At 60.8% G+C, this 23,955-nt stretch carries 23 protein-coding genes and 1 pseudogene; 14 read left to right on the forward strand and 10 right to left on the reverse strand.

From position 1 onward, the window contains the following. Positions 1 to 171: 171 nt before the first annotated feature. From AB7M25_RS09775 to AB7M25_RS09785, 3 genes are read left to right on the forward strand one after another with little or no spacing between them, the layout of a single operon-like run. Complete coding sequence (locus tag AB7M25_RS09775; RefSeq protein WP_429383427.1) at positions 172 to 492, forward strand: PepSY domain-containing protein; 321 nt, start codon at positions 172 to 174, stop codon at positions 490 to 492. A gap of 3 nt (positions 493 to 495) precedes the next feature. Further along, positions 496 to 1,164 (forward strand): response regulator transcription factor, encoded by a 669-nt coding sequence (locus tag AB7M25_RS09780; RefSeq protein WP_429383423.1) that lies wholly within the window; start codon positions 496 to 498, stop codon positions 1,162 to 1,164. Then, on the forward strand, positions 1,161 to 2,477 hold the full coding sequence (locus AB7M25_RS09785; protein WP_429383418.1) for a sensor histidine kinase: 1,317 nt from the start codon (positions 1,161 to 1,163) through the stop codon (positions 2,475 to 2,477). Before AB7M25_RS09780 ends, AB7M25_RS09785 begins: the two co-directional genes overlap by 4 nt. Positions 2,478 to 2,611: 134 nt before the next feature. Here AB7M25_RS09785 and AB7M25_RS09790 read toward each other — a convergent pair whose 3' ends face one another. The 3 genes and pseudogenes from AB7M25_RS09790 to AB7M25_RS09800 all read right to left on the reverse strand — a co-directional run. Further along, complete coding sequence (locus AB7M25_RS09790; RefSeq protein WP_429383414.1) at positions 2,612 to 4,288, reverse strand: MFS transporter; 1,677 nt, start codon at positions 4,286 to 4,288, stop codon at positions 2,612 to 2,614. Between the two features lie 321 nt (positions 4,289 to 4,609). Next, positions 4,610 to 5,365 (reverse strand): methyl-accepting chemotaxis protein, encoded by a 756-nt coding sequence (locus AB7M25_RS09795; RefSeq protein WP_454238341.1) that lies wholly within the window; start codon positions 5,363 to 5,365, stop codon positions 4,610 to 4,612. A gap of 102 nt (positions 5,366 to 5,467) precedes the next feature. Then, positions 5,468 to 6,757, reverse strand: a pseudogene (locus AB7M25_RS09800) (HAMP domain-containing protein); the annotation flags it as partial. Positions 6,758 to 6,885: 128 nt separating this feature from the next. On the opposite strand from AB7M25_RS09800, the gene AB7M25_RS09805 reads away from it, so the two are divergent. The 4 genes from AB7M25_RS09805 (at position 6,886) to AB7M25_RS09820 (ending at position 9,845) form a co-directional block, all read left to right on the forward strand. Further along, a complete protein-coding gene (locus AB7M25_RS09805; protein ID WP_429383410.1) occupies positions 6,886 to 7,071 on the forward strand; it encodes a hypothetical protein in 186 nt (61 codons plus the stop codon). Then, entirely contained in the window at positions 7,068 to 8,384 is a 1,317-nt protein-coding gene (locus AB7M25_RS09810; protein WP_429519046.1) for a Na+/H+ antiporter family protein, read from the forward strand. The genes AB7M25_RS09805 and AB7M25_RS09810 overlap by 4 nt, the downstream gene beginning before the upstream one ends. Positions 8,385 to 8,745: 361 nt before the next feature. After that, the gene (locus AB7M25_RS09815) at positions 8,746 to 9,492 is read left to right on the forward strand and encodes a C1 family peptidase (RefSeq protein WP_429561408.1); all 747 of its coding nucleotides are present in this window, start codon (positions 8,746 to 8,748) and stop codon (positions 9,490 to 9,492) included. Positions 9,493 to 9,680: 188 nt separating this feature from the next. Next, positions 9,681 to 9,845, forward strand: a complete 165-nt coding sequence (locus AB7M25_RS09820) for a metallothionein (protein ID WP_015094211.1) — start codon at positions 9,681 to 9,683, stop codon at positions 9,843 to 9,845. Between the two features lie 32 nt (positions 9,846 to 9,877). Here AB7M25_RS09820 and AB7M25_RS09825 read toward each other — a convergent pair whose 3' ends face one another. After that, positions 9,878 to 10,156, reverse strand: a complete 279-nt coding sequence (locus AB7M25_RS09825) for a hypothetical protein (protein ID WP_429519042.1) — start codon at positions 10,154 to 10,156, stop codon at positions 9,878 to 9,880. A 33-nt stretch (positions 10,157 to 10,189) separates the two neighbouring features. After that, positions 10,190 to 10,417, reverse strand: coding sequence for a DUF6555 family protein (locus AB7M25_RS09830; protein WP_007971981.1), 228 nt, complete (start codon positions 10,415 to 10,417; stop codon positions 10,190 to 10,192). A 146-nt stretch (positions 10,418 to 10,563) separates the two neighbouring features. Between AB7M25_RS09830 and AB7M25_RS09835 the strand changes: the two genes are divergently transcribed. The 5 genes from AB7M25_RS09835 (at position 10,564) to mnmH (ending at position 14,932) form a co-directional block, all read left to right on the forward strand. Next, on the forward strand, positions 10,564 to 11,343 hold the full coding sequence (locus AB7M25_RS09835) for an AraC family transcriptional regulator (RefSeq protein WP_429383389.1): 780 nt from the start codon (positions 10,564 to 10,566) through the stop codon (positions 11,341 to 11,343). A gap of 105 nt (positions 11,344 to 11,448) precedes the next feature. Further along, on the forward strand, positions 11,449 to 11,622 hold the full coding sequence (locus tag AB7M25_RS09840) for a DUF1427 family protein (protein WP_429383385.1): 174 nt from the start codon (positions 11,449 to 11,451) through the stop codon (positions 11,620 to 11,622). A 27-nt stretch (positions 11,623 to 11,649) separates the two neighbouring features. Further along, positions 11,650 to 12,606 (forward strand): quinone oxidoreductase family protein, encoded by a 957-nt coding sequence (locus tag AB7M25_RS09845; protein ID WP_429383381.1) that lies wholly within the window; start codon positions 11,650 to 11,652, stop codon positions 12,604 to 12,606. Between the two features lie 188 nt (positions 12,607 to 12,794). Further along, positions 12,795 to 13,829 (forward strand): selenide, water dikinase SelD, encoded by a 1,035-nt coding sequence (gene selD, locus AB7M25_RS09850; RefSeq protein ID WP_007979269.1) that lies wholly within the window; start codon positions 12,795 to 12,797, stop codon positions 13,827 to 13,829. Then, a complete protein-coding gene (gene mnmH / locus AB7M25_RS09855) occupies positions 13,829 to 14,932 on the forward strand; it encodes a tRNA 2-selenouridine(34) synthase MnmH (RefSeq protein WP_454237228.1) in 1,104 nt (367 codons plus the stop codon). The genes selD and mnmH overlap by 1 nt, the downstream gene beginning before the upstream one ends. Positions 14,933 to 15,070: 138 nt before the next feature. Here mnmH and AB7M25_RS09860 read toward each other — a convergent pair whose 3' ends face one another. Further along, positions 15,071 to 15,742, reverse strand: coding sequence for a histidine phosphatase family protein (locus tag AB7M25_RS09860; RefSeq protein WP_429383370.1), 672 nt, complete (start codon positions 15,740 to 15,742; stop codon positions 15,071 to 15,073). A 368-nt stretch (positions 15,743 to 16,110) separates the two neighbouring features. On the opposite strand from AB7M25_RS09860, the gene AB7M25_RS09865 reads away from it, so the two are divergent. Both AB7M25_RS09865 and hemB read left to right on the forward strand, forming a co-directional pair. Beyond that, positions 16,111 to 16,821: a glutathione S-transferase family protein gene (locus AB7M25_RS09865; RefSeq protein ID WP_429383368.1), complete on the forward strand. Its 711-nt coding sequence runs from the start codon at positions 16,111 to 16,113 to the stop codon at positions 16,819 to 16,821. A gap of 127 nt (positions 16,822 to 16,948) precedes the next feature. Further along, positions 16,949 to 17,923 carry a porphobilinogen synthase gene (hemB, locus tag AB7M25_RS09870; protein WP_454237229.1) on the forward strand — a complete coding sequence of 325 codons (975 nt, stop codon included), beginning with the start codon at positions 16,949 to 16,951 and terminating at the stop codon, positions 17,921 to 17,923. A gap of 125 nt (positions 17,924 to 18,048) precedes the next feature. On the opposite strand, the gene AB7M25_RS09875 is transcribed toward hemB, so the two are convergent. From AB7M25_RS09875 to AB7M25_RS09890, 4 genes are all read right to left on the reverse strand, one after another. Beyond that, positions 18,049 to 19,584 (reverse strand): FAD-dependent oxidoreductase, encoded by a 1,536-nt coding sequence (locus AB7M25_RS09875; protein WP_429383366.1) that lies wholly within the window; start codon positions 19,582 to 19,584, stop codon positions 18,049 to 18,051. Between the two features lie 226 nt (positions 19,585 to 19,810). Beyond that, positions 19,811 to 20,653 carry an IS3 family transposase gene (locus tag AB7M25_RS09880; RefSeq protein ID WP_429561740.1) on the reverse strand — a complete coding sequence of 281 codons (843 nt, stop codon included), beginning with the start codon at positions 20,651 to 20,653 and terminating at the stop codon, positions 19,811 to 19,813. Further along, complete coding sequence (locus AB7M25_RS09885) at positions 20,650 to 20,958, reverse strand: transposase (protein ID WP_007981026.1); 309 nt, start codon at positions 20,956 to 20,958, stop codon at positions 20,650 to 20,652. Before AB7M25_RS09885 ends, AB7M25_RS09880 begins: the two co-directional genes overlap by 4 nt. Positions 20,959 to 21,514: 556 nt before the next feature. After that, on the reverse strand, positions 21,515 to 23,725 hold the full coding sequence (locus AB7M25_RS09890; protein ID WP_454237230.1) for a TonB-dependent receptor: 2,211 nt from the start codon (positions 23,723 to 23,725) through the stop codon (positions 21,515 to 21,517). Between the last annotated feature and the right edge of the window lie 230 nt (positions 23,726 to 23,955).

Consider the following 23,955-nt stretch of genomic DNA (forward strand, 5'->3'; position numbering starts at 1 on the left):
TTAAGGTGGCTCGCCTGGACCCCCGACCAACGCTGGTACCATTGTGGCTTTCGAGAGGCTCACACCACTTGCACTGGCCAGGTATCCCGCTAATCGGCAGCAAGGTATCGACCGGGTTCTGGAATTAGACCCGGTCAGCGGGCAGTGACTCAAGGATCATCAGGATTCGTAATGAAGGTGTTTCTACTCAATCGATGTTTCGCACGCCGGATGGCGCTGCTGCTTCTGGCATTTTGCTCGGCAGTGATGGCGCGCGACCTGGACCAGGACGAAGCCCTGCGCCTGCGTCAGCAGGGCGTGATCCTGCCGCTGGAGCAATTGCTGCAGCAGGCAATGGGTCGCTACCCCGGCGCGAAACTGCTGGAGGCCGAGCTCGAAGAAAAACACGACGTCTACATTTATGAAGTCGAGCTGCTGACCCCTGAAGGCGTGGTCCGCGAACTGGACATCAATGCCAGTACCGGCCGTTTACTCAAAGACAAGGAAGACTGATCCATGCGTTTGCTTCTGGTGGAAGACCATGTGCCCCTGGCCGACGAACTGCTGGCCGGTCTCAACCGCCAGGGATATGCGGTGGATTGGCTGGCCGACGGTCGCGACGCGGTGCATCAGGGCGGCACTGAACCTTACGATCTGATCATCCTCGACCTCGGCTTGCCGGGCGTGCCGGGGCTTGAGGTACTGGTGCAATGGCGCGCGGCGGGGCTGGCCACGCCGGTGCTGATCCTCACGGCCCGGGATTCCTGGGCCGAACGCATCGAAGGCCTCAAGGCCGGCGCCGACGATTACCTGACCAAACCCTTTCATCCCGAAGAGCTGTTTCTGCGTATCCAGGCATTGCTGCGCCGCTCCCATGGCCAGGTCAACCAGCCGACGCTCCAGGCCGCCGGGCTGCACCTGGACGAGGGGCGCCAGTGCGTTGTCCGCGACGGTGCGGACATTCAGCTGACCGCCGCGGAGTTTCGCCTGTTGCGTTATTTCATGCTGCACCCCGAACAGATCCTCTCCAAAAGCCACCTCGCCGAACACCTCTACGATGGTGAAACCGAGCGCGATTCCAATGTGCTGGAGGTCCACGTCAACCATTTGCGCCGCAAGCTCGGCAAAAGCGTGATCGAAACCCGTCGTGGCCAGGGCTACCTGTTCGGCGGGCAAGCCCGGTGAGATCGATCCAGCGTCGCTTGAGCCTGGGCCTGGTCAGCGTGATGGTGGTCGTTGGCCTGGTGCTGGCGCAAACCAGCCTGTGGCTGTTCGAAATGGGTTTGCAGCGCTACCTCGAAGCCGGGTTGCGCAATGACAGCGAGAGCCTGCTGGCGGCGCTGGTGCGCGGGCCGCAAGGCTTGCAACTGGATGAGCGACGTCTGTCGCCGGCCTATCAGCGGCCGTTTTCCGGGCATTATTTCCGCATCGATTTCACCGATGGCCATTGGCGTTCCCGTTCGTTATGGGATCAGGAGCTGCCGGTGCTCGATCACCCCGGCCTGCACGACGATCTGCAACTGGGGCCGGAAGGGCAACAGCTGCTGGTGTTGCGTACGGACTATCGACGCCTGGGGTTGCCGATCTCCATCAGCGTCGCCGAGGATTACACGCCGATACGCGAAAGCTTCCGGCGCGTGCAACAGCTCGGGTTGGGCCTGGGTTTGACCGGGCTGTTGCTGATTCTGTTGCTGCAACGGATTACCGTGCGCCGCGCCTTGCGTCCGCTGGAGCAGGCCCGCGAGCAGATCGCGCAGTTGCAACAGGGCCAGCGCTCGCAACTCGATGATCAGGTACCGCTGGAGCTGGAGCCACTGGTGGCGCAGATCAACCACTTGCTGGCTCACACCGAGGACAGCCTCAAGCGTTCACGCAATGCCCTGGGCAACCTCGGCCACGCGTTGAAAACACCGCTGGCGGTGCTGTTGAGCCTGGCCTCGAGCGAGCAGCTTGAGGCGCACCCGCAGCTGCGCAAGACCTTCAAGGAACAACTGCAACAGGTCGAGCAACGGCTCAATCGGGAGCTCAATCGTGCACGGTTGTCCGGTGATGCGCTGCCGGGCGCACTGTTTGATTGCGATGCCGAACTCCCCGGGTTGCTGGCAACCCTGAACATGATCCATGGCGAACACCTGGCGCTGAGCTACCGCGCTCCGGCCGGCCTGCAATTGCCCTGGGATCGTGAAGACCTGCTGGAACTGTTGGGCAACCTGCTGGATAACGCCTGCAAATGGGCGGATGCCGAGGTTCGCCTGAGTGTCACCGAGTTGGCGAACGGGTTTGAACTCAGTGTGGAAGATGACGGCCCGGGCATACCCGAAGAGCGTCGCGATCAGGTGTTCAGCCGGGGAACGCGGCTGGATGAGCAGACCCATGGGCATGGCCTGGGACTTGGCATCGTGCGCGACATCGTCGATAGCTGGGGCGGGACACTGTCGTTGCTGGAAAGCGAGTGGGGCGGGCTGAAGGTCGTCATCAAGTTGCCCAGACACACTTGAAGCCATACCGGGAACCCTGTGGGAGCGGGCTTGCCCGCGATAGCGGTGGCACAGTCAATGATGATTTTGAATGTGCTGGCCTCATCGCGGGCAAGCCCGCTCCCACATGGATTTCATTGATTGGCTGACAGACCTCAGGTGTGATGAATCTCCCGATCCTTGGTTTCCGGCATGAAGAAAATACCCAGCACAGCCGTCATCACCGCGATGACGATCGGATACCACAGCCCGTAATAGATATCCCCCGTGGCCGCCACCATGGCGAACGCCACCGTCGGCAGGAAGCCACCGAACCAGCCGTTGCCGATGTGATAGGGCAGCGACATCGAGGTGTAGCGGATGCGCGCCGGGAACAGTTCCACCAGCCAGGCGGCGATCGGCCCGTAGACCATGGTCACGTAGATCACCAGGATCGTCAGGAGCAATAGCATCATCGGGTAGTTGGTCTTGGCCGGGTCGGCCTTCTCGGGGTAGCCGGCGTCCTTGAGGGCGGTGGCGAGGGAGGCGGTGAAGGCGTCGTTCCTGGCCTTGAAGTCTGCAGCCGGCATGCCGGTGCCCTCGAAGCTTTCGATCACTTTCTCGCCGATGCGCACCTGCGCAACGGCGCCCGGCTCGGCGTTGACGTTCTTGTAGGGGATAGCCCGTTTGGCCAGCACGGTCTTGGCCAGGTCGCAGGAACTGGTGAATTTGGCCTTGCCTACCGGGTCGAACTGGAACGAGCACTGGTCGGGATTGGCGACCACCGTGACCGGGTTCTTCTCCTGGGCAACGAACACGTCGGGGTTACCGTATTGGGTCAACGCATGGAAGATCGGGAAGTATGTCAGTGCCGCGATGATGCAGCCGGCCATGATGATGCCCTTGCGGCCGATGCGGTCGGACAGGCTGCCGAATATGACGAAGAACGGTGTGCCGATCAGCAGCGAGCCGGCAATCAGCAAGTTGGCGGTCTGCGGGTCGATCTTCAGCGTCTGCAACAGGAAGAACAGCGCATAGAATTGCCCGGTGTACCAGACCACGGCCTGGCCGGCGGTGCCGCCGAGCAGGGCCATGATCACGATCTTGAGGTTTTCCCAGCGGGCGAAGGATTCGGTCAGCGGTGCCTTGGACGCCTTGCCTTCAGCCTTCATTTTCAAGAACACCGGTGATTCGCTCAATTGCAGACGGATGTACACCGAGACAATCAACAACAGGATCGAAAGCAGGAACGGAATCCGCCAGCCCCATGCTTCGAAGGCTTCCGTGCCCAGCGCGGTACGGCAGGCGAGGATCACCAGCAGTGAAAGAAACAGGCCAAGGGTGGCTGTCGTCTGAATCCACGAGGTGAAATAGCCGCGCCTGCCCTTGGGGGCATGTTCGGCCACGTAGGTGGCTGCGCCGCCGTACTCACCGCCCAGCGCCAGGCCTTGCAGCAAACGCAGGCTGATCAGGATGATCGGCGCGGCCACGCCTATGCTCGCGTAGCCGGGCAGCAGCCCCACCACGGCCGTCGAGACACCCATGATCACGATGGTGATGAGGAAGGTGTGCTTGCGTCCGATCATGTCGCCCAAGCGGCCGAACACAATGGCGCCGAACGGCCGGACGGCGAAGCCGGCGGCGAAGGCGAGCAGGGCGAAGATGAAGGAAGTCGTTTCGTTGACGCCGGCAAAGAAGTGCTTGGCGATAATCGCCGCGAGGGAGCCGTACAGGTAGAAGTCGTACCATTCGAATACGGTGCCCAGGGACGACGCGAAGATGACCTTGCGCTCCTCCTTGGTGATCCCGTGGTGGGGCGCGCTGCCCGTGGTTGTATTGTCGATTGCTGCCATGAGTCTTCTCCGTTTTGCTCTTGTTGTAGGCCGGAGTTCTCACCAACACTTGCCGTACCCAGGCCCTGGGGCTGAAGTCATCGGATTACGTGGCTTGCATTCAAGTTGACGCCAGAAAAAGCTGCAAGGTTCCTTGAAGCATAATCGGCTTGTGGCAGATATCCACTGGCCACCATTTGATTGAGCCGTGCGCAGAAAAAATGTGGAAAACAAATGTGGGAGCGGGCTTGCTCGCGAATGCGGTGGATCAGGCAACATCTTTGTTGATTGACCCACCGCTTTCGCGAGCAAGCCCGCTCCCACATGGGGATTTTGCAAGGCTCAGACGCGGAACTGGTCCATCAGACTCTGCTGCTGGTTCGCCAGGCTGTTGAGCGACTGGCTGACCCGTGCCGACTCATTGGCCTGGCCCGACAGCGACTCGGTCACGTCGCGAATGGTCGCCACGTTGTTGTTGATCTCCTCGGCCACCGCGCTTTGCTCTTCGGCAGCGCTGGCGATCTGCATGTTCATGTCGTTGATCACGGTCACCGCGTCGCCGATCTGGCGCAGTGCGGTCACGGCCTGGCCAACCTGCTCGACACTGCCCTGGGCCTGGCGATGGCTGTTGTTCATCGAACCCACCACTTCCTGCGTGCCGCTTTGCAGTTGTTCGATCACCAGACGGGTTTCCTCCACCGACTCCTGAGTACGCCGCGCCAGGTTGCGCACCTCATCGGCGACCACGGCAAAACCGCGTCCGGCCTCACCGGCACGGGCCGCTTCGATCGCCGCGTTGAGAGCCAGCAGGTTGGTCTGCTCGGCAATCGCGCGGATCACTTCCAGCACCGTGCCGATCTTCTCGCTGTTGGCTGCCAGGCCTTCGACCTGAACCATGGCCGCGCTCATGTCGGCGGCGAGGTTGTCGATGCTGGTGGTGGTACGGTCGATCACGGTCAGGCCCTGACGGGTCGCCTGATCGGCATCGCGGGCGGCGTGTGCCGCTTGCGCGGCGCTGCGGGCGACGTCCTGGGCGGTGGCGCTCATCTCATGGGAGGCGGTCGCGACCTGATCCACCTGGCGGTACTGCTGCTCCATGCCGGCGCTGGTCTGGGTGGCGATGGCGGACGACTGGTCCGCCGTGCTGCGAGCGTCCTGCACCGAGCGTTTCACTTCGGCAATGATCGGTTGCAGCTTGTCGAGGAAGCGGTTGAACCAGCCGGCCAACTGGCCCAGTTCATCCTTTTTGTCGTAGGCCAAACGGCGGGTCAGGTCACCTTCGCCGCTGGCGATGTCTTCGAGCATGTGCGCCACGCCGAGAATCGGTCTGGTCACGCTGCGGGCCATCAGCCACACCAGCACCAGGCCCAGCAGCGCGGCGAGCACGCCCAGGCCGAGCTCGACCAGTGTGCCGGCGGTGTTGCTGTCGTCCAGCTGCTTTTTCAGGGTTTCGGCGGGGCCGACCAGGACGCTCTCCGGCACGTCGAGCAGTACGCCCCAGGACTTGCCACCGGGAATTGGCTGAAAGGGTGCCAGCACTTTCAATTGCTGATGGCTGTGCAGGCTGGCGGTTTTGCTGCTGGCGGCGAGCATGCGCAGCAGTTCGGTACCGCTGTCCTTGTCCACGGCATCCAGGCGCTGGCTGAGTTTGCTGGCGTCCGGGCTGTAGCCGGCGAGCAGGCCCGCCGGGCTGATGATGCTGACACTGGTCTGGCCGTCGTAGAGTTTCTTGCTGGCCCCCAGGCTGACCGCTTGCAGGCTGTTGAGGTTGATGTCCACCGACAGCGAGGCGATCACCTTGCCGTTGACCATCAGCGGAAAAACGATGCTGGTCATCAGCACGTTCTGGCCGTCGATCTCATAGAAGTAGGGTTCGATCACGCACGGCTTGAGCGTGGTGCGCGGGCAGGTGAACCAGGCGTTGGCCGCTTCGCCGCTGGGGCCGGTGCTGGTGTCGGCCATATCTTTTTCCGGCAGCGCCATGGACGTCAGCTTGCCCGGCGTCGGCTGCGACCAGTAGAGGGCGAAACGGCCCTTGTCGTTGCTGCCCAGTTCCGCCTGGCCGGCGAACAGATCGTCCTTGCCGTCCAGCCCGTTGGGTTCGAACACCAGGGACAGGCCGAGCAGGTCCGGATTGGCCTGCAGGGCCGACTTGACCTGGCGGGTCAGGTCTTCGCGCAGGTCGAAGGCATCGAGGAAGCGCTTTTCGGCCTGCTCGCGCAAAAACAGCACCTGCCGGGAGAAACCGTGGCCGTACTGATAGGCGTCCATGAACTGCTGGCGAATCCCCAGTGCCTGGTTCTCGCCCTGGGACTCGATCCGGGCCTGGGCCGATTCGGTCAGCATTTCCATGCTCGAGGCTTTCACCAGCTCGGAGCTGTGCTCCATGCGGTAGAGCGAAAGACCCACCAGCAGGGTCACGATGCCCGCCAGGCACAGCCCGGCCAGCAGGGTGATTTTCCATTGAATGGAAAGTTGTCTGAGCGACATGGAGGCGTCCTTATTCGATAAATATCTGAGACTTTGCACTGTAGCGGCCGCGATCCGGCTTTCTTTATGCCGCCCCTTGAGTTTCGTCTCCCCCCTGTAGGAGCTGGCTTGCCAGCGATGGCGGCTGAATGATCGAAGCAATGCTCACGGCCGCCATCGCCGGCAAGCCGGCTCCTACAGGGATCGGCTTTGACAAGGCGGCAGCGGTCCGGCAAAGTGCGCGCCCTCTAATAAAACCCATTCCTGTTATCCGCTGGCGGCTCACGCAGACTGCCGGCCGGACTCTTTCCGTTTGTCACGAGGTTTCGAAATGAATGCAGTCATTGCCGCGGTCGGCATCATGCTGGTGCTCAGCCTGTCCCGCGTGCATGTGGTGATCGCCCTGATCGTCGGTGCGCTGGTAGGTGGCCTGACCGGTGGCCTGGGCATCGAGGCGACGCTCAAGGCTTTCAACAGCGGCCTGGGTGGCGGGGCGACGGTGGCGTTGTCCTATGCCTTGCTCGGTGCCTTTGCCGTGGCCATTGCCAAATCCGGCATGGCCCATGCGCTGGCCGACAAAGCGCTGGCGATGGTCGATCGCCAGCACGCGAGCGGCGGCGGCCAGGTCAAATGGCTGCTGATCGGCCTGCTCTGGGTCGTGGCCATCGCCTCGCAGAACATCCTGCCGATCCATATCGCGTTCATTCCGTTGCTGGTGCCGCCGCTTCTTTATGTGCTGACCAAGCTGCAACTGGACCGTCGACTGATCGCCTGTGTCATGACCTTCGGCCTGATCACGCCCTACATGTTCCTGCCGGTGGGCTTCGGCAATATCTTCCTCAATGAGATCCTGCTGGCCAACGTCGCCCGCAGCGGTGTGGACATCAGCGGCATCAACGTGACCCACGCCATGGGCATTCCGGCGCTGGGCATGGTGGCGGGCCTGCTGATCGCGCTTGTCAGCTACCGCAAGAAGCGGGTCTACGACCTGGCAAGGATCGAGCAAGTCGAGCAAGTGGCGGTGCAGTACAACCCGCTGAGCCTGATGGTGGCCGGCGTGGCCATCGCCGCGGCGTTCATCATTCAGTTGTTGCTCGATTCGATGATTATCGGTGCACTGGTCGGCTTCCTGATTTTCTCGGTGTCGGGCATCGTCAAATGGCGTGACACCGATGACCTGTTCACCGAAGGCATGAAAATGATGGCGATGATCGGTTTCATCATGATCGCCGCCTCGGGCTTTGCCGAAGTGATGAAGGCCACCGGTGAAGTGCAGACGCTGGTCGAGTCGTCGGCGTCGTACATCGATCACAGCAAAGGCATTGGCGCCTTGCTGATGTTGCTGGTGGGGTTGTTGGTGACCATGGGCATCGGCTCGTCGTTCTCCACCGTGCCGATTCTGGCGGCGATCTTCGTGCCGCTGTGCGTGCAACTGGGTTTCAGCCCGTTGGCGATCGTGTGCATCGTCGGCACGGCCGGTGCCCTGGGCGATGCCGGTTCGCCGGCCTCGGACTCGACCCTCGGCCCGACCTCCGGTCTGAACATCGATGGCCAGCACCATCACATCTGGGACACCGTGGTCCCGACCTTCCTGCACTACAACCTGCCGCTGCTGGCGTTTGGCTGGGTGGCGGCGATGGTGCTTTGACTTCACTTGTAGGAGCCGGCTTGCCGGCGATGGCGATTTCAAGGGCGCCATCGCCGGCAAGCCAGCGCCTACAGTTTTGGTTTTGGGTGCCGTTTACGCTTTTAACCACGCCAACAAAAACCAAAAGAGTGAACGTCATGCGCATGAGCCTCAAGGCCAAAACCCTGTCCCTTGCCGTCCTCCCAACGGCTGGAGCGAGCCTGTTCCTGGCTATGTTTTTCAATGCGAAGTGCTCTGGTTTTTATCGCTAAACAGTCTTGAATGACTGTCAGGTTTGACAGTTGTCGGGTTTGGCTTATTGGCCTTTTATTTCACTGAGGTAGCGAGTAACTGAAAAGCTTTGTAAAAAACGGGGCCAAGTATGAGGTTTTCGCGACTCTCATGTTTCATCCTGGTTGGCGGCTGTGTTGTTTCGGCACAGGCTCTGGACATACCCAGCTCAGTGGACTGGCGTACCAGGGGAGCGGTTACCAGCGTGAAGCAATTGGGGACTTGTGGTTCCGGTTATGCTTTTTCAGCCGTGGGTGCCCTGGAGGGCGCATTGTTTTTGGAAACTGAAAGACTGGTTGATCTTTCCGCGCAACAAATCCTCGATTGCAGTAGTGAGCAAGGTAATCAAGGTTGTGATGGCGGGCTGATGGATTACACCTATGACTATGTCAAGCAGAACGGTATTCAGTCAGAAGAGTATTACCCTTACACGGGCGGCGGTGGGCGCTGTGATGTTGGCGTAATCAGGGCTGTCGCGGCCAATACCGTGACCTATACGAATATACCTGCGGGCGATGAGGAGGCACTGCGTCAGGCCGTTGCCAAGGGGCCTGTATCGGCGGCGATTGACGCCTCTGACAACTTTCAAAATTACGCTGGCGGGGTATTGAACGATGACAGTTGCAATGAGGACGACTTGAATTACGCCGTGCTTATTGTTGGTTATGGCACCGAAGATGGCGAGGATTATTGGCTGGTAAAAAATAGCCGGGGGGCAGAGTGGGGAGAGGGGGGTTATATAAAGATGTCCAGGAATAAAGATAATCAGTGTGGAATTGCTTCTTACGCGTCATTCCCTGTGGTTAACAAGCGGATAATTTATCAAGGACTCAAGTGAGCGATCGATCGCTCAATAAAGCGTCAACGGCAACACCTCTCCCCCAATAAGTAACCCATCGGTTCCTGCAACGGCGCTGCGCTTGCATTGAGCGGTGTCGATTGCGCTGTGGCAGTCGAGCCCTACACTGAACAGCACGGGTTGTATTTCATCTCCCCCGACGACGACCACCCACAGGAGTCAGACCCATGATTGACCGTGAAAGTATCTGCGATTGTCCGAAATGTTCCTGCAAACTCGGTGAACATCCGATTGCCCGTCACGGCAAGCATTACTGCTGTGAAGCCTGCGCCAAACACCATGAGCACGGCGAGGAGTGCGCTCATAAAGGTTGCAAATGCTCCCATGGCTGACGGCATTCGCGACAAGCTATAAAAAGTGGAGCCTAGTCCGGCTCCACTTCCAGCCTGAGGCTGTCATCCTCCAGGCGTTCGCTGCGGCGAACGGTGCCCTGCAAGCGCCGCCCTTCGACCCGCAGCGCCAGGGTCCTTGCTTGCTCCAAATCTTCGGGCAGTGGCGCCGGGATGCGTACGGCGAAGCAAAACGGGTCATTTTCGACCGCTTCCAGTCCGATTTGGCACTCGGCGCTTTTGGTGATGCGGCCTGACTCCGTGTCCAGGCTATAGTCCAGTTGCGCAGGGCTGTTGACGGATGTCGCACTCATATCGCTTCCCCCGGACCTGACGGTTGCCAGTGATCAGTTCGCCGGCCGCCACTTGACGTTTTCCACGCCGAATTTTTCAGCCATCGGCTTGCTGGTCTTTTGCACCTTCTCGCGTCCAAACCGGGGAATTCGCCCCACTCCCGCGTCACAGCTCGCCCAATGCCAGGCTTCTGCGTTATCCATTTTTTCCAGTCGGATAATGAATGATTTCGGAGTGCCATGGAGTGTGTACTCGATGACGAATAATTTTGCACTGTTCATAAAGCCCCGATTCCTCCCTGTTGTACATAAAAGGATCGCGTGCCATCAGGAAAATTCACTCGGATTGTCGGATGCCGGCGGTTGCTGGCGACAAGTTCGGTGCCCCGTTACCATGGAATCTTCCCGAACCCCAATGAACATAGACCATGGCCCTCGCTGCACCGCCTGACCTGAGTGACACCGATGTGCCGGTGCAACCGCTGGCTCGCACCTATCCGCGCGGGTTGTACATCGAGCCTCATGAGCACGTCTGGGGCCAGTTGCTGTATGCGATGAGCGGGGTGATGTGGGTCGAGACGCCGCATGAGGCGCTGGTGGTGCCGCCGCAGCGGGCGGTGTGGCTGCCGCCCGGTGTGCCCCATGGGATTCGCGTGGTGTCTGACCTGCAAATGCGCAATATCTACCTGCGGCCGTCCCTGGCAGCGACCCTGGATGACAGTGTGCAAGTCATCGAAGTCGGCGGTTTGCTGCGCGAGCTGATCGTCGGTCTGGTGGAGCAGGGGAACGACGGAGCGCCCGAGTATTATGACGCGCTGGTGGGCCTGGCGCTGCTGGAACTCAGGCGGGCCAGGCGCTCGCTGCTGAAAATCCCGCTGCCGGACGATTCCGACCGCCGATTGATGAATGTGTGTCAGGCGGTCATGGCCTCGCCTTCACTGGATATTCCTTTCGAACACCATGCCGATAACGCCGGTGCCAGCGTGCGCACCCTGGCGCGGCTGTTCAAGGACGGTCTGGGCATGGGCTTCGCCGAGTGGCGGCGTCAGGTGCAACTGGCGACGGCGGTGGCCGGGTTGATCCAGGGCGTTGCGGTCAGCGCGATTGCCCGGGAGCTGGGCTATTCGCCGAGCAGCTTCAGTGACATGTTCCGGCGTGAACTGGGGGTTGCCCCTTCGCAGTTTCCTGTGGCGCAACGCCAGGACTGAATTCGCCGACGCCATGCTTTGGCCGACATTCAGAAGCACTTGGCCGATGCTCAAAGGCGTCGCCCTCTAGACTCGGCGCATACCTCAATTGCTGCGGAATCTGCCATGAACTACCTCCTGTCACTGACGATTGGTCTGGGTGTCGGTCTGCTCTACGGCGCCCTGGATTTTCGTTCCCCCGCCCCCCCGGCCATCGCGCTGGTGGGCCTGCTCGGCATGCTCGCCGGCGAAAAGCTCTGGCCGATGGGGCGTGAGCTGGTGGCTGGCTGGATCTCCTGAACCCTTTTCGACTCGATGGATACGCCCATGAAAGCTCTGCAATTCGATAAAACCGGTGATCTCTCGGCCCTGCGCTACGTGGAGGTGCCTACGCCTGTTCCCGGCGCCGATGAAGTGCTGGTCGAAATCAAGGCCGCGGGCCTCAACCCCAGCGATGTGAAGAACGTGCTGGGACGGTTTCCCTACACCACCTTGCCGCGGATTCCCGGTCGGGATTTTGCCGGGGTGGTCGTGGCCGGCCCGCAGGCACTGATGGGGCAGGAAGTCTGGGGCACGGGCCGCGAACTGGGTTTTTTCGCCGACGGTTCCCATGCCCAGTTCGTCAAGCTGCCGGCCAATGGCGTGGCGCTCAAACCCACACACCTGAGCTTCGCCCAGGCTGCCAGCCTCGGTGTGCCGTACACCACGGCGTGGGATGCGCTGGAACGCAGCCTGGTGACGGCCCAAACCCGGTTGCTGGTCATCGGTGGCGGGGCGGTCGGCAGTGCCGCGCTGGCCTTGGCCAAGGTGCGCGGAGCCCGGGTACTGGCGGCCGCGCGGCGTCCGGAGCAGGTCAAGGACTTGCAGGACCAGGGCTATCAAACCCTGCAACTGGATAAACCCGAGGATCTCGCGGCCCAGGTCAACGCGGTCTATGCCGGCGGTGCCGAGGTGATTTTCGACACCACCGGATTCTGGTTGCCGGCCTCGGTGCCAGCCCTGGCCGCGTTCGGCCGCATAGCGATCATCGCCGCACCCGTGGACGGTCACGTGCAACTGCCGGCCCTGGCGTTGTATCGCAAGGGTGGCTCTGTCGTGGGGATCAACTCGCTGCTGTACGGTGTACAGGCCTGTGCGGCGATGCTCGAGCAGTTCGGCCGGTTCTTTGATCAGGACCTGTTGCCGTTGCCGCAGGGCTTGTTCGAGTCGCCACTGGCCGAAGGGCTGGAGCGCTATGCCGAGGTGAATCAGGGCAGTGGCGACAAGGTGATCCTGCTGCCATAACCCAACCTCCTGTGGGAGCGGGCTTGCTCGCGAAGGCGGTGTGTCAGCCAACATGTTTGGCGACTGATACGACGCCTTCGCGAGCAAGCCCGCTCCCACAGGGGGGTAGTATCCGCCACCGCATCTCCTGCAAAGAAAAAGGCGCGTTTGCTGTAGGATTAGTTACCTAGACTCCAAGAGGTGACCTTATGAGCGAGCCGATTCGCCTGACCCAATACAGTCATGGCGCCGGATGCGGTTGCAAAATTTCCCCCCAGGTGCTGGAAGTGATCCTGGCCGGCAGCGGGGCGCAGAATCTCGACCCGAAACTCTGGGTCGGCAACGCCTCGCGTGACGACGCGGCGGTGTATGCCATCGATGAAGAACGCGGCGTGGTCTCGACCACCGACTTTTTCATGCCGATCGTCGATGATCCCTTCGATTTCGGCCGAATTGCCGCCACCAATGCCATCAGCGACATCTACGCCATGGGTGGCGATCCCTTGATGGCGATTGCGATCCTGGGCTGGCCGGTGAACGTGCTGGCGCCGGAAATCGCCCGGGAAGTGATCCGCGGTGGGCGTTCGGTGTGCGACGCAGCGGGCATCCCGCTGGCAGGCGGACACTCCATCGACGCACCCGAGCCGATCTTTGGCCTGGCCGTCACCGGCCTGGTGGAAAAGCGCCACATGAAGCGCAACGACACCGCCACCGCCGGTTGCCTGCTCTATCTCACCAAGCCCCTGGGGATCGGCATCCTTACGACGGCCGAGAAAAAGGGCAAGTTGCGCCATGCCGACATCGGCCTGGCCCGGGACTGGATGTGCACCCTGAACAAGCCGGGCAGCCGTTTCGGCAAGCTCGATGGCGTGACCGCGATGACCGACGTCACCGGTTTCGGCCTGCTCGGGCACCTGGTGGAAATGGCCGACGGCAGCCAGCTCACGGCGCGCATTGAATATGACCGGGTACCGCGTCTGCCGGGTGTCGAGTATTACCTCGAACAGGGTTGCGTACCGGGCGGTACGTTGCGCAATTTCGACAGCTACGCCAGCAAGCTCGGACGTCTTCAGGAGCTGCACAAACGTGTGCTCTGCGACCCGCAGACCAGCGGCGGCCTGCTGATCGCCGTAACGCCGCAAGGCAACGAGCAGTTTCTTGCCGTGGCCGCCGAACTGGGCCTGAGTCTGGAACCGATCGGTGAGCTGGTCGAGCGACAGAGCAACGCAGTCGAGGTGTTTTGATGTTCGTCGACTGCACCGATTACCGCGACATCTTCCTCAACGACCGGCCCATGATGGACGCGCGCGCGCCGGTTGAATTCAACAAGGGCGCGTTTCCCGGTGTGATCAACCTGCCGTTGATGAATGACCATGAACGCCAACGGGTCGGCACGTGCTACAAGCAGCACGGCCAGCAGGCGGCCATCGTGCTCGGGCATCAACTGGTATCGGGCGCGGTCAAGGCTGAACGCATCCAGGCCTGGGCCGACTTTGCCCGGGCGCACCCCGACGGCTATCTGTATTGCTTTCGCGGCGGCCTGCGCTCGCAGATTGTCCAGCAATGGCTCAAGGACGAGGCCGGCATCGACTATCCACGGGTGGGCGGCGGCTACAAGGCCATGCGTACCTTCCTGCTGGACACCCTCGATCAAGCGGTTGCCCAGTGCGATTTCGTCCTGCTGGGCGGAATGACCGGTACCGGCAAAACCGAGGTGCTCATGCAACTGGGCAACAGCGTGGACCTTGAAGGCCATGCCAACCACCGCGGCTCCAGTTTCGGCAAGCGCGCCACCGGCCAGCCTTCGAACATCGACTTCGAAAATCGCCTGGCCGTGGATGTGCTGAAAAAACGCGCCCGGGGTATTGAGCAGTTCGTACTGGAAGACGAAAGTCGTTCGGTGGGCAGTTGCGCGTTGCCGTTGCCGCTGTACCAGGGCATGCAGCAGTTCCCGATGGTCTGGCTGGAAGACAGCCTGGAAGGTCGGGTCGAGCGGATCCTGCGCGATTACGTGGTGGATCTGTGCGCCGAATTCATCGACGTGCATGGCGATGATGGCTTCGCACTGTTTTCCGAACGGTTGCTGGAGAGCCTGAACAATGTGCAGAAGCGCCTGGGCGGCGAACGTCATCGGCGCATGCTGGTTTTGATGGAAGAGGCGTTGGCGGAGCAGGCCCGCAGTGGCGCGGTGGATCTGCACCGGGGCTGGATCGAAGGGTTGCTGAGCGAGTATTACGATCCGATGTACGCGTTCCAGCGGGAGAAGAAAGGTGCGCGGATCGAGTTCGCCGGGGAGCGGGGGGCGGTTCTCGAGTATTTGCGCGAGCGGGGCAGCCAGAAAGGTTGAGGGTGTTTTTGCCGGCCCCTTCGCGGGCAAGCCCGCTCCCACAGGGTTCAGTGGTGTTCATGCCTTCGTGATCACACTGCAAATCCAATGTGGGAGCGGGCTTGCTCGCGAAGAGGCCCGATCAAGCCATGCACAACCTCAGGTCGGGCAGGCTTCAGCACCGTTATCCAGACCTTGCTTGTATACATGGCTCTGCAGGCTGGCCTTGCCGTTGTGCCAGGTCAGGGTGAGCACATACAGCGAGTCGTAGTCGCTGGATTCCCAGTCTTCGGTGATGGTCGTTTTCTTGCCGGTGGCGTCGCCGGCCACCTTGTTGATCAGCTCCGGCAGGTAGCCGTGCGACCAGGCGGTGTAGATCACCGAGTTGTGATACTTGTCGTGAAGCAGTTCATCGGCCAGGTCGCTGGTGTCATTGGCGGAGAAATTGATGTTCACCGGCAGGCCCAGCTTGATGGCGCTGGGGCTGATGGTCATCAGGGGGCGGATGTAGCTGTAGGAATTGTCGAACTCGCCTTCCTCGACGTTACGGGTCGGATTCGCCGCAAACACGTAGTCGGCCTTGCCGAACTTTTCCGGCAGCAACGTGGACAGGTCGATGGCGCGGTTCAGCCCCTGGCAATTGAGCTGGCCGAGGCCGCCGTCGGGTTTTTCCCCGTGGCGCAGGAACACCAGCGTCTGGGTGCCATCCATCGGCTGGGCGCGACTCAGGCTGGATTCCAGCAACAGGAACACCGCGCTGACCGCCAGCAAGACGGGTAACAGCACGTAGGCGCGATGTTTGAAGCGTTTGGTAAAATTGAACAGATTCATGAATAAAAGGTTCTTCAGCGCAATTCGGTTAAGGCTGACAAACCTTTACACCACGACTTTCCAGCGTCGGGTGATTTCCATGTCGTTGAAGCCGGTCCGTTTTCAAAGGGGTGGTGCTCAGAGTCCCCTGAACCCGTTTGGTTCGATTCCGGCCAAGAGCGCAGCAATGTACCGGTAACCTTTAGCGGATTGCAGTGAAGGTTATCGACAGGATGTTGCGGATTTATGGACAGGCTACACCTGATGGTGGTGAAACCGTCGTGATCTCTTTTGATCTCCTCTATCAGCGAGATTGATGGCTCCAGGGGATCGCTGAGCCGATATCTCCATTATGATCGTCACTCTCACTGTCTTCGTGGATCCTGCCCATGACCGAATTGTCCGCATTCCCCATCACCCGTAAATGGCCTGCCCAATATCCGGAGTGGATTCAGCTGTACTCGTTGCCAACCCCCAATGGCGTCAAGGTTTCGATCATGCTCGAAGAGATCGGCCTGCCGTATGAACCTCACCGGGTAGGTTTCGACACCAATGACCAGATGTCCCCGGAATTCCTGTCGTTGAACCCCAACAACAAAATCCCGGCCATCCTCGACCCCCACGGTCCGGACGACAAGCCGCTGGCGCTGTTCGAGTCGGGAGCGATTCTGATCTACCTGGCCGACAAGAGCGGGCAACTGCTGGCCCAGGAATCGGCCGCGCGCTACGAAACGATTCAATGGCTGATGTTCCAGATGGGCGGCATTGGCCCGATGTTCGGCCAGCTCGGGTTCTTCAACAAATTCGCCGGCAAGGACTACGAAGACAAGCGTCCCCGTGATCGCTATGTCGAGGAGAGCAAACGCCTGCTCAAGGTGCTCGACGGCCGGCTGCAAGGGCGCGACTGGATCATGGGCGAGCGCTACACCATCGCCGACATCGCCACCTTCCCGTGGGTGCGCAACCTGATCGGGTTCTACGAAGCCGGTGACCTGGTGGGCATTCAGAACTTCCCTAACGTCACCCGGGTGCTGGAGCGCTTCCTGGCACGGCCGGCGGTGGTGCGCGGGTTGCAGATTCCAAACCCGGTCGCGGGTTGAAATCATCCCCTGTAGGAGCTGGCTTGCCAGCGAAGGCGTAGTGTCAGGCAGTATTGGTATGACTGACCCACCGCCATCGCTGGCAAGCCAGCTCCTACATTCTGTCCTCTGATATCCAGGAATCCCCATGTCCAGCCAGTTCCCCGAAGCACGCCCACGCCGTCTGCGCCGCAATGCGAGCCTGCGCAGCCTGTTCCAGGAGACCGAGTTCAGCCTGAACGACCTGGTGTTGCCGATTTTCGTCGAAGAAGAAATCGACGACTTTGTGCCGATCAAAAGCATGCCCGGCGTGATGCGTATTCCCGAGTCGAAGCTGGCCGGCGAGATCGAGCGCTACGCCCGCGCCGGGATCAAGTCGGTGATGACCTTCGGTGTGTCCCATCATCTGGACAGCAGCGGCAGCGACACCTGGCGCGACGACGGCCTGGTTTCGCGCATGTCGCGCATCGCCAAGGACGCGGTGCCGGAAATGATCGTGATGTCCGACACCTGTTTTTGCGAGTACACCGACCACGGCCATTGTGGCGTGCTGCACAACCATGAAGTCGACAACGACCAGACCCTGATCAACCTCGGCAGGCAAGCCGTCGCGGCGGCCCGCGCCGGTGCCGATGTGATCGCCCCGTCGGCGGCCATGGACGGCCAGGTCCAGGCGATCCGCCGGGCCCTCGATGACGCCGGGTTTACCCAGACGGCGATCATGGCCTATTCGACCAAGTTCGCCTCGGCACTCTATGGTCCGTTCCGCGAGGCGGGCGGCAGTGCGCTCAAGGGCGACCGCAAAAGCTACCAGATGAACCCGATGAACCGCCGCGAAGCGGTGCGCGAGTCGTTGCTCGACGAACTGGAAGGCGCCGATGCGCTGATGGTCAAGCCGGCCGGTGCGTACCTGGACATCATCCGCGACATCCGCGAAGCCTCGCGCCTGCCGCTGTCGGCGTATCAGGTGAGCGGTGAATACGCGATGATCAAGTTTGCCGCCCAGGCCGGAGCCATCGATGAAGACCGCGTGGTGCGCGAGAGCCTGGGGGCGATCAAGCGTGCCGGGGCAGACCTGATTTTTACCTACTTTGCGATGGACCTGGCGCTGGCGGGGATCTAGGCACCAGCGCATATCCCCTTGTAGGAGCGAGCTTGCTCGCGAATGCGGAGTGTCAGTGACAGATGTATTGACTGACACTCAGCCTTCGCGAGCAAGCCCGCTCCCACATTTTGATCTGTGTTGACTCAGGGCGTGCCAAAAAACGAGCGGATCCCGTGGTCACGGAAATACCGTTCGATCACTTTCGGGTCCGCGCACGTCTCGGCAATCGCTACATAGGTGTCGGGCCGCAGCAGATAAAAGCCGTTGCGCCCCAGCCCCGCCGTTTCGAACGCCGGTCGCCAGTCGAACACATGCAACGGCAGATGGTGCTCGTGGCACCAGGCGATCATCTCGTCGCTGGTGTCGCCGTAGACATGCACCTGCCAGGTCATGCATTTGAGCGATTCAAAGTTGTCCCCCTCACCGTCATGGGCCCAGGGCAGGCGATCACCGCCATGCACGTGCCCGGCAACGCCTGTGCTCAAAGGCATGCCCCGATAATTCAGGGTGATCTGCGACACCGTGCGAAACAGGAATTGGCGGGAGGTTTCGAACGAGGTTATTTTCGGGATCAAGAACGGCGCCAGGCGCGTACGCAGCAAATCGGCCATCGGCCCGTCGGCGGTGACGAAGGTGAAGACCCGGTCAGTGGTCGCCACCAGTTTGCGCGCAAAGGCAATGCGCTCGGTTTCATAGGTGTCGAGCAATCCGGCCTCGGCACCGCCGCTCAGCACGGCCGCCAGTTTCCAGGCCAGGTTGATGGCATCGCCAATCCCGGTGTTCATGCCCTGGCCGCCCGCCGGGCTGTGCACATGGGCCGCATCGCCGAGCAGAAACGCCCGACCATTGCGAAAGTGATCCGCCACCCGGTGATGGACGCGGTAGGTCGAGAACCAGTTCAGTTGCTCGATCTGCACCTTCATGTGCTCGATGGCCCGGCTGCTGACGTCCTCGAAGCACAGGGTTTCGGCGTGGTCGGCACGTTCGTCGCGTACGGTGCCGATCAAGCGCGCGCGGCCGCTGCCCGCCAGCGGGAACACGGCAAGGAAGTCCGCCTCATCGAGGTCCACGTGCAGTTCACCGTTGAATGTCGGGCCGCTGCCCTGTACGTCGGCGACGTAGAAAATCTGCTGGTAAGTACCGCCGGGAAACCCGGTATCCAGGGTCTTGCGCACAATCGATCGGGCGCCGTCGCAGCCGGCCAGGAAACAGGCCTGACAGATTTCCTGCTGGCCGTCGGGCAGATGCAGCGTGGCGGTGATGCCGTCGGCGGTTTGTTCGAAGCTAGCCAATTCGGTGTTGCGTTCCACCGAGATGCCGAAGGCTTGCAGGCGATCGATCAGCAGCCGTTCGTGCTCGTCCTGCGGGAAAATCTCCAGGAATGCGTAGGGTGTCAGTCCCGCGCCGACCTGGGTCAGTGGCAAGTGCGCCACGGGTTCACCCTTGACCCAGAAGTTGGCGGCCGCCACCCGATGGCCGTATTGCACAACCGCGTCGGCCAGCCCGAGTTGTCGATACAGTTCCAGCGTCCGCGCCTGGACAGCCAGCGCCCGGGACGTGGTGCCAGGGGCCGAGGCCTTGTCGACAATCCGCACGCGCACGCCCAGTTTGCTCAGCCACAACGCCAGGACCAGCCCGGTCGGGCCGGCGCCGATGATCAACACATCGCTTCTGTGCATGAACTCATCCTCCTCGCTGGGTAGAACAAGTATGGACGACCCGGCCTTTGTAGGAGCGAGCTTGCTCGCGATGAACGAAAGAGCGCCGCGTTAATCCTGAAAGTACGCATTATCGTTAATGTCCATCGCGAGCAGGCTCGCTCCTACAGGTACAGATACAGGCACTCGGCCCCCTGTAGGAGCGAGCTTGTTCTGGTCAAGTTTTGCCGGACACCATTTACGGTGATCAAGCCGCCTGCTGCTCCATGGCTATCGGCGACAGGTATTTGTTGTAGCTATGGAGCCTAATTCGGTTGTATCGCATGAAGAAGCTGGTCATATCTCGCCTGGCTTCTTCAATTTCCTTGTAGCCCTTGGTGGGTACCCACTCTGACTTGAGTGTCCCAAAGAATCGCTCCGTTGGAGCGTTGTCCCAGCATTGCCCTCTGCGGCTCATGCTTTGCGTTATCCCGTGCTCAAGCAGCTCGGACTGGAAGCGCTGGCTGGTGTATTGGCAGCCTTGATCTGAATGAAACATCAAGCCCGTATGCTTGCCTCGAACCCCCACCGCCATTCTCAACGCCCTGCTAACCAGGTTGGCGTCATTGATCAGAGAAAACGCCCAACCAACGATCCGGCGGGCGAACAGATCAATCACGACTGCCAGGTGGTACCAGCGCTTTGCGACCAACAAGCTGGTAACGTCGCCGCACCAGACCTGGTTTATTGAGGTCGGCTCGAAGTTGCGCTCGAGCAGGTTCTTGACCACAAAAGCTTCGACGCCTCTGGAGCGATACTGATGCCTGCGGCGCTGTCGGCTGGCCAGATTTGCCTCCTCCATGAGTTTTCCGGCCAGATACCGTCCTACCTTGAGCTGCTGGGCCTTCAAATGCTCAGAGAGCATTCTCGCGCCTACGCTTCCCCGGCTTTCAATATGCAATTGCACGACTTTGGCTCTGAGCACGTCACGCTTGGTATTCGGCGCTGAACGGCGGCGAAGCCAGTCGTAAAACGCGCTACGGGATACGTTCAGCGCACTGCAAAGCAGGCTAGTCGGATACGAGCCTGACTCCCTCAGCTCCTCGATCAGGAAAAACGATCGGGATCCGACATCAAGAGAGCAGTAGCCTTTTTTAAGATTTCAGCCTCGGTCTCCAGACGCTTGACCTTGGCTCGCAGCTGTTGGAGCTCTCGCTGTTCGTCGCTGATGGCCTTGGTACCGGCTAGTGGCTGGCCTTTCTGACGCTCTTTGCGAACCTGATCAACCCAGCGGCGCAGAGCCGTAGGGCCGACATCCATCGACGCACAGACATCAGTAATTGAGCAGTTGTCATCAAGAACCATGCTCGCAGCACGTTGCTTGAACTCGCGGGTGTAGGTCTTTCGTTCTTGCATGGAACCTCCTGATTGGACGAATCATATCGCCCTTAAGAGGTGTCCGGGATCATTAGGCCAGTTCAGCTTGCTCGCGATGAACGAAAGAGCGCCGCGTTAATCCTGAAAGTACGCATTATCGTTAATGTCCATCGCGAGCAAGCTCGCTCCTACAGGTACAGATACAGGCACTCGGTCCCCTGTAGGAGCGAGCTTGCTCGCGATGAACGAAAGAGCGCCGCGTTAATCCTGAAAGTACGCATTATCGTTAATGTCCATCGCGAGCAGGCTCGCTCCTACAGGTACAGATACAGGCACTCGGCCCCCTGTAGGAGCGAGCTTGCTCGCGATGAACGAAAGAGCGCCGCGTTAATCCTGAAAGTACGCATTATCGTTAATGTCCATCGCGAGCAAGCTCGCTCCTACAGGTACAGATACAGGCACTCGGTCCCCTGTAGGAGCGAGCTTGCTCGCGATGAACGAAAGAGCGCCGCGTTAATCCTGAAAGTACGCATTATCGTTAATGTCCATCGCGAGCAAGCTCGCTCCTACAAATACAGGGCAGGGGGCACCTCAATCAGAAGTCGATAGTCCCCGACAACTTCGCCGTGCGCGGTTCGCCCTGGGTCAGGTAGCCACCCTGGGCCGATTCCCAGTAGCTCTTGTTGGCGACGTTTTCCACGCCCAGGCGTACGGTCACGTCCTTTTCCTGGACCTTGAACGCGTAGCGGGCGCCGGCATCGAAGCGGTTCCAGGACGGCAGGCTGAGGTTGTTCGCCGCGTCGGCGTATTGGCCGCCGGTGCGCAACATGCGTCCGTTCAGGGCTGCGCCCGGCAGGCCCGGCACATCCCAATCGACACTGGCATTGAACTGGAAGCTCGGCACGCCGATGGCCCGGTTGCCATCGTTGAGGCCGTCCTGGGTGTTCTTCAGTTCGGTGTCCATCACGGTCACGCCGCTGAGCAGGCGCAGGCCGTCGATGGGTTCGCCGAAGACATTGAGTTCCACGCCCTTGTTGATCTGTTCACCGTCATGAATGAACACGGCGGTGGTGTCGTCGATAACCTGGGTGTAACCATCAGCCGGTTGTTCGATGCGGTACACACCGAGTGTCGCACCATAGGTGCCCATGTCGACTTTGACACCGGCTTCAACCTGTTTGGAGCGCGAGGGTGCAAACACTTCATTGCCGTTGACCACGACCCTGGAGCCGGAGGTCGTCGGAGCTGTCGGCCCCTGGGCCAGGCCCTCGATACGGTTGGCGTAGAACGAAACGTGGTCCCACGGCTTGAACACGATGCCGTACACCGGCGTGGTGATCGACTTGTCGTAGTTGGACGTGCGGTTTTGCGTGTCGTAGTCATAGCCTTGAACGACCAGTTGTTGACGGCGCACACCCAGGGTGACCAGCAGGCGATCATCGATAAAGCCCAGGGTGTCGGACGCGGCGGCGCTGCGCATGAAGGTTTTGCCGGTGATGCCCGGATCGCCCAGGTCACCGCCGGAGAAGCCGCCCGCTGGCGCCGGAACGTCAATCGGGTGGTAGATGTTGTTCGGGTATTGGGTCAGATCGAAATCGAAGGCGTTGCGCTGTTGGGTCCAGATCCCGGCCAGGCCGAAGTTCAGTTTATGGGTCACCGGACCCGTGGCGAAACGGCCATTGAGGCCGGCCATGGCACTGGTGTTGTCTTCTTCGTGGGGAATGAACGAACCGCTGGTCACCGTGCTGCCATCGTTGCCCACCAGTGTGGTGGAGTCGTAGTTGCCGACTTCACGGGTGTGCTTGGCGCCGCCGGCGGCGTAGGCGGTCCAGCTGTCGTTCAGGTCGTATTCGGCGCGCAGCATGCCGAAGGTGTCCTCGATCTCGCTGAATCCCCACTTCTGCGCGTAGTTGGTGTCGGCGGAGGGCGCATCCGGGATGTGCGTGGCGTCGCCAAGGTTGACCGAGCTGCGGCCGCCGTTGACGCGTTCCTTCGAATAGACGAAATCGCCGGACAGGCGTAGCGCATCGCCGCGGTAGTCGAGGCCCAGGGCGAACAGTTTGGAGCGCTGGTTCTCGTCGTCGATGGCGGTGTCACCTTCACGTTGGGACAGGTTCAGGCGGGCACCGAAGCGGTTGTCCTCGCCGAAGCGCTGACCGATGTCCAGGTGTTCGCCGATGCGCCCGTCGTCGCTGATGTCCGTGGTGAACCGTCGCAGCGGCACGTCACTGGCGCGCTTGGGTTGCAGGTTGACGCCGCCACCGATGCCGGAACCGGTCGGGGTGACACCGTTGATGAAGGCGTTCGGCCCCTTGAACACTTCCACACGCTCCAGGGCATCGGTGGAAATGATCTGCCGCGGCAGGATGCCGTACAGGCCGTTGAAGGAAATATCATCGCCGTTCAGGGGCAGGCCGCGAATCATGAAGGTCTGGGCCTGGTTGGAAAAACCGGAAGCCTGACGCACCGAGGCATCGTTGAGCAGCACGTCGCCGACAGTTTCGGCCTGCTGGTCGCGGATCAACGTTTCGGTGTAGGACGTCATGGTAAACGGAACGTCCATGATGTCCTGGTTGCCCAAGATACCCAGTTGAGCGCCGCGTGCGACCTGACCTCCGGCGTAAACCGGGGGCAGGTCGGACGTTGCCGGGGCCTGGGCGTTGACATTGACGTCGCCCAGCACCAGCGGTTTTCCCTGGGCCTCGGTTGTTTCGGGCGTTGCGGCATGGGCCGTCAGGGACAAGGAGCAAAACAGGGCCAGTAGCGTCGGGCGAAAAGGCACGCGCAGTCGTGCTGGAGTGGTCATGATGGGTTCCTGGGCGGCGCGCGGCCGATTGGAAAAAGGGGCGGCGCGGGAACTCCATGCGCAAATGCGACTCCTGATGCAAATGGTAGTTGTTCTCAGTAACGTTGTGCAATGCGTTTTCTGCAAGACACACAGGCATTTTCTGCACATGCAGATTTCGGATAACGGAGCTTCAGGGCCGTTTCAGTGGCAAATAAAGGCACGTGGTGGACAACGGTCATAGCCGTTGC

The organism is Pseudomonas sp. AP3_22 TE3818, from assembly GCF_053628995.1.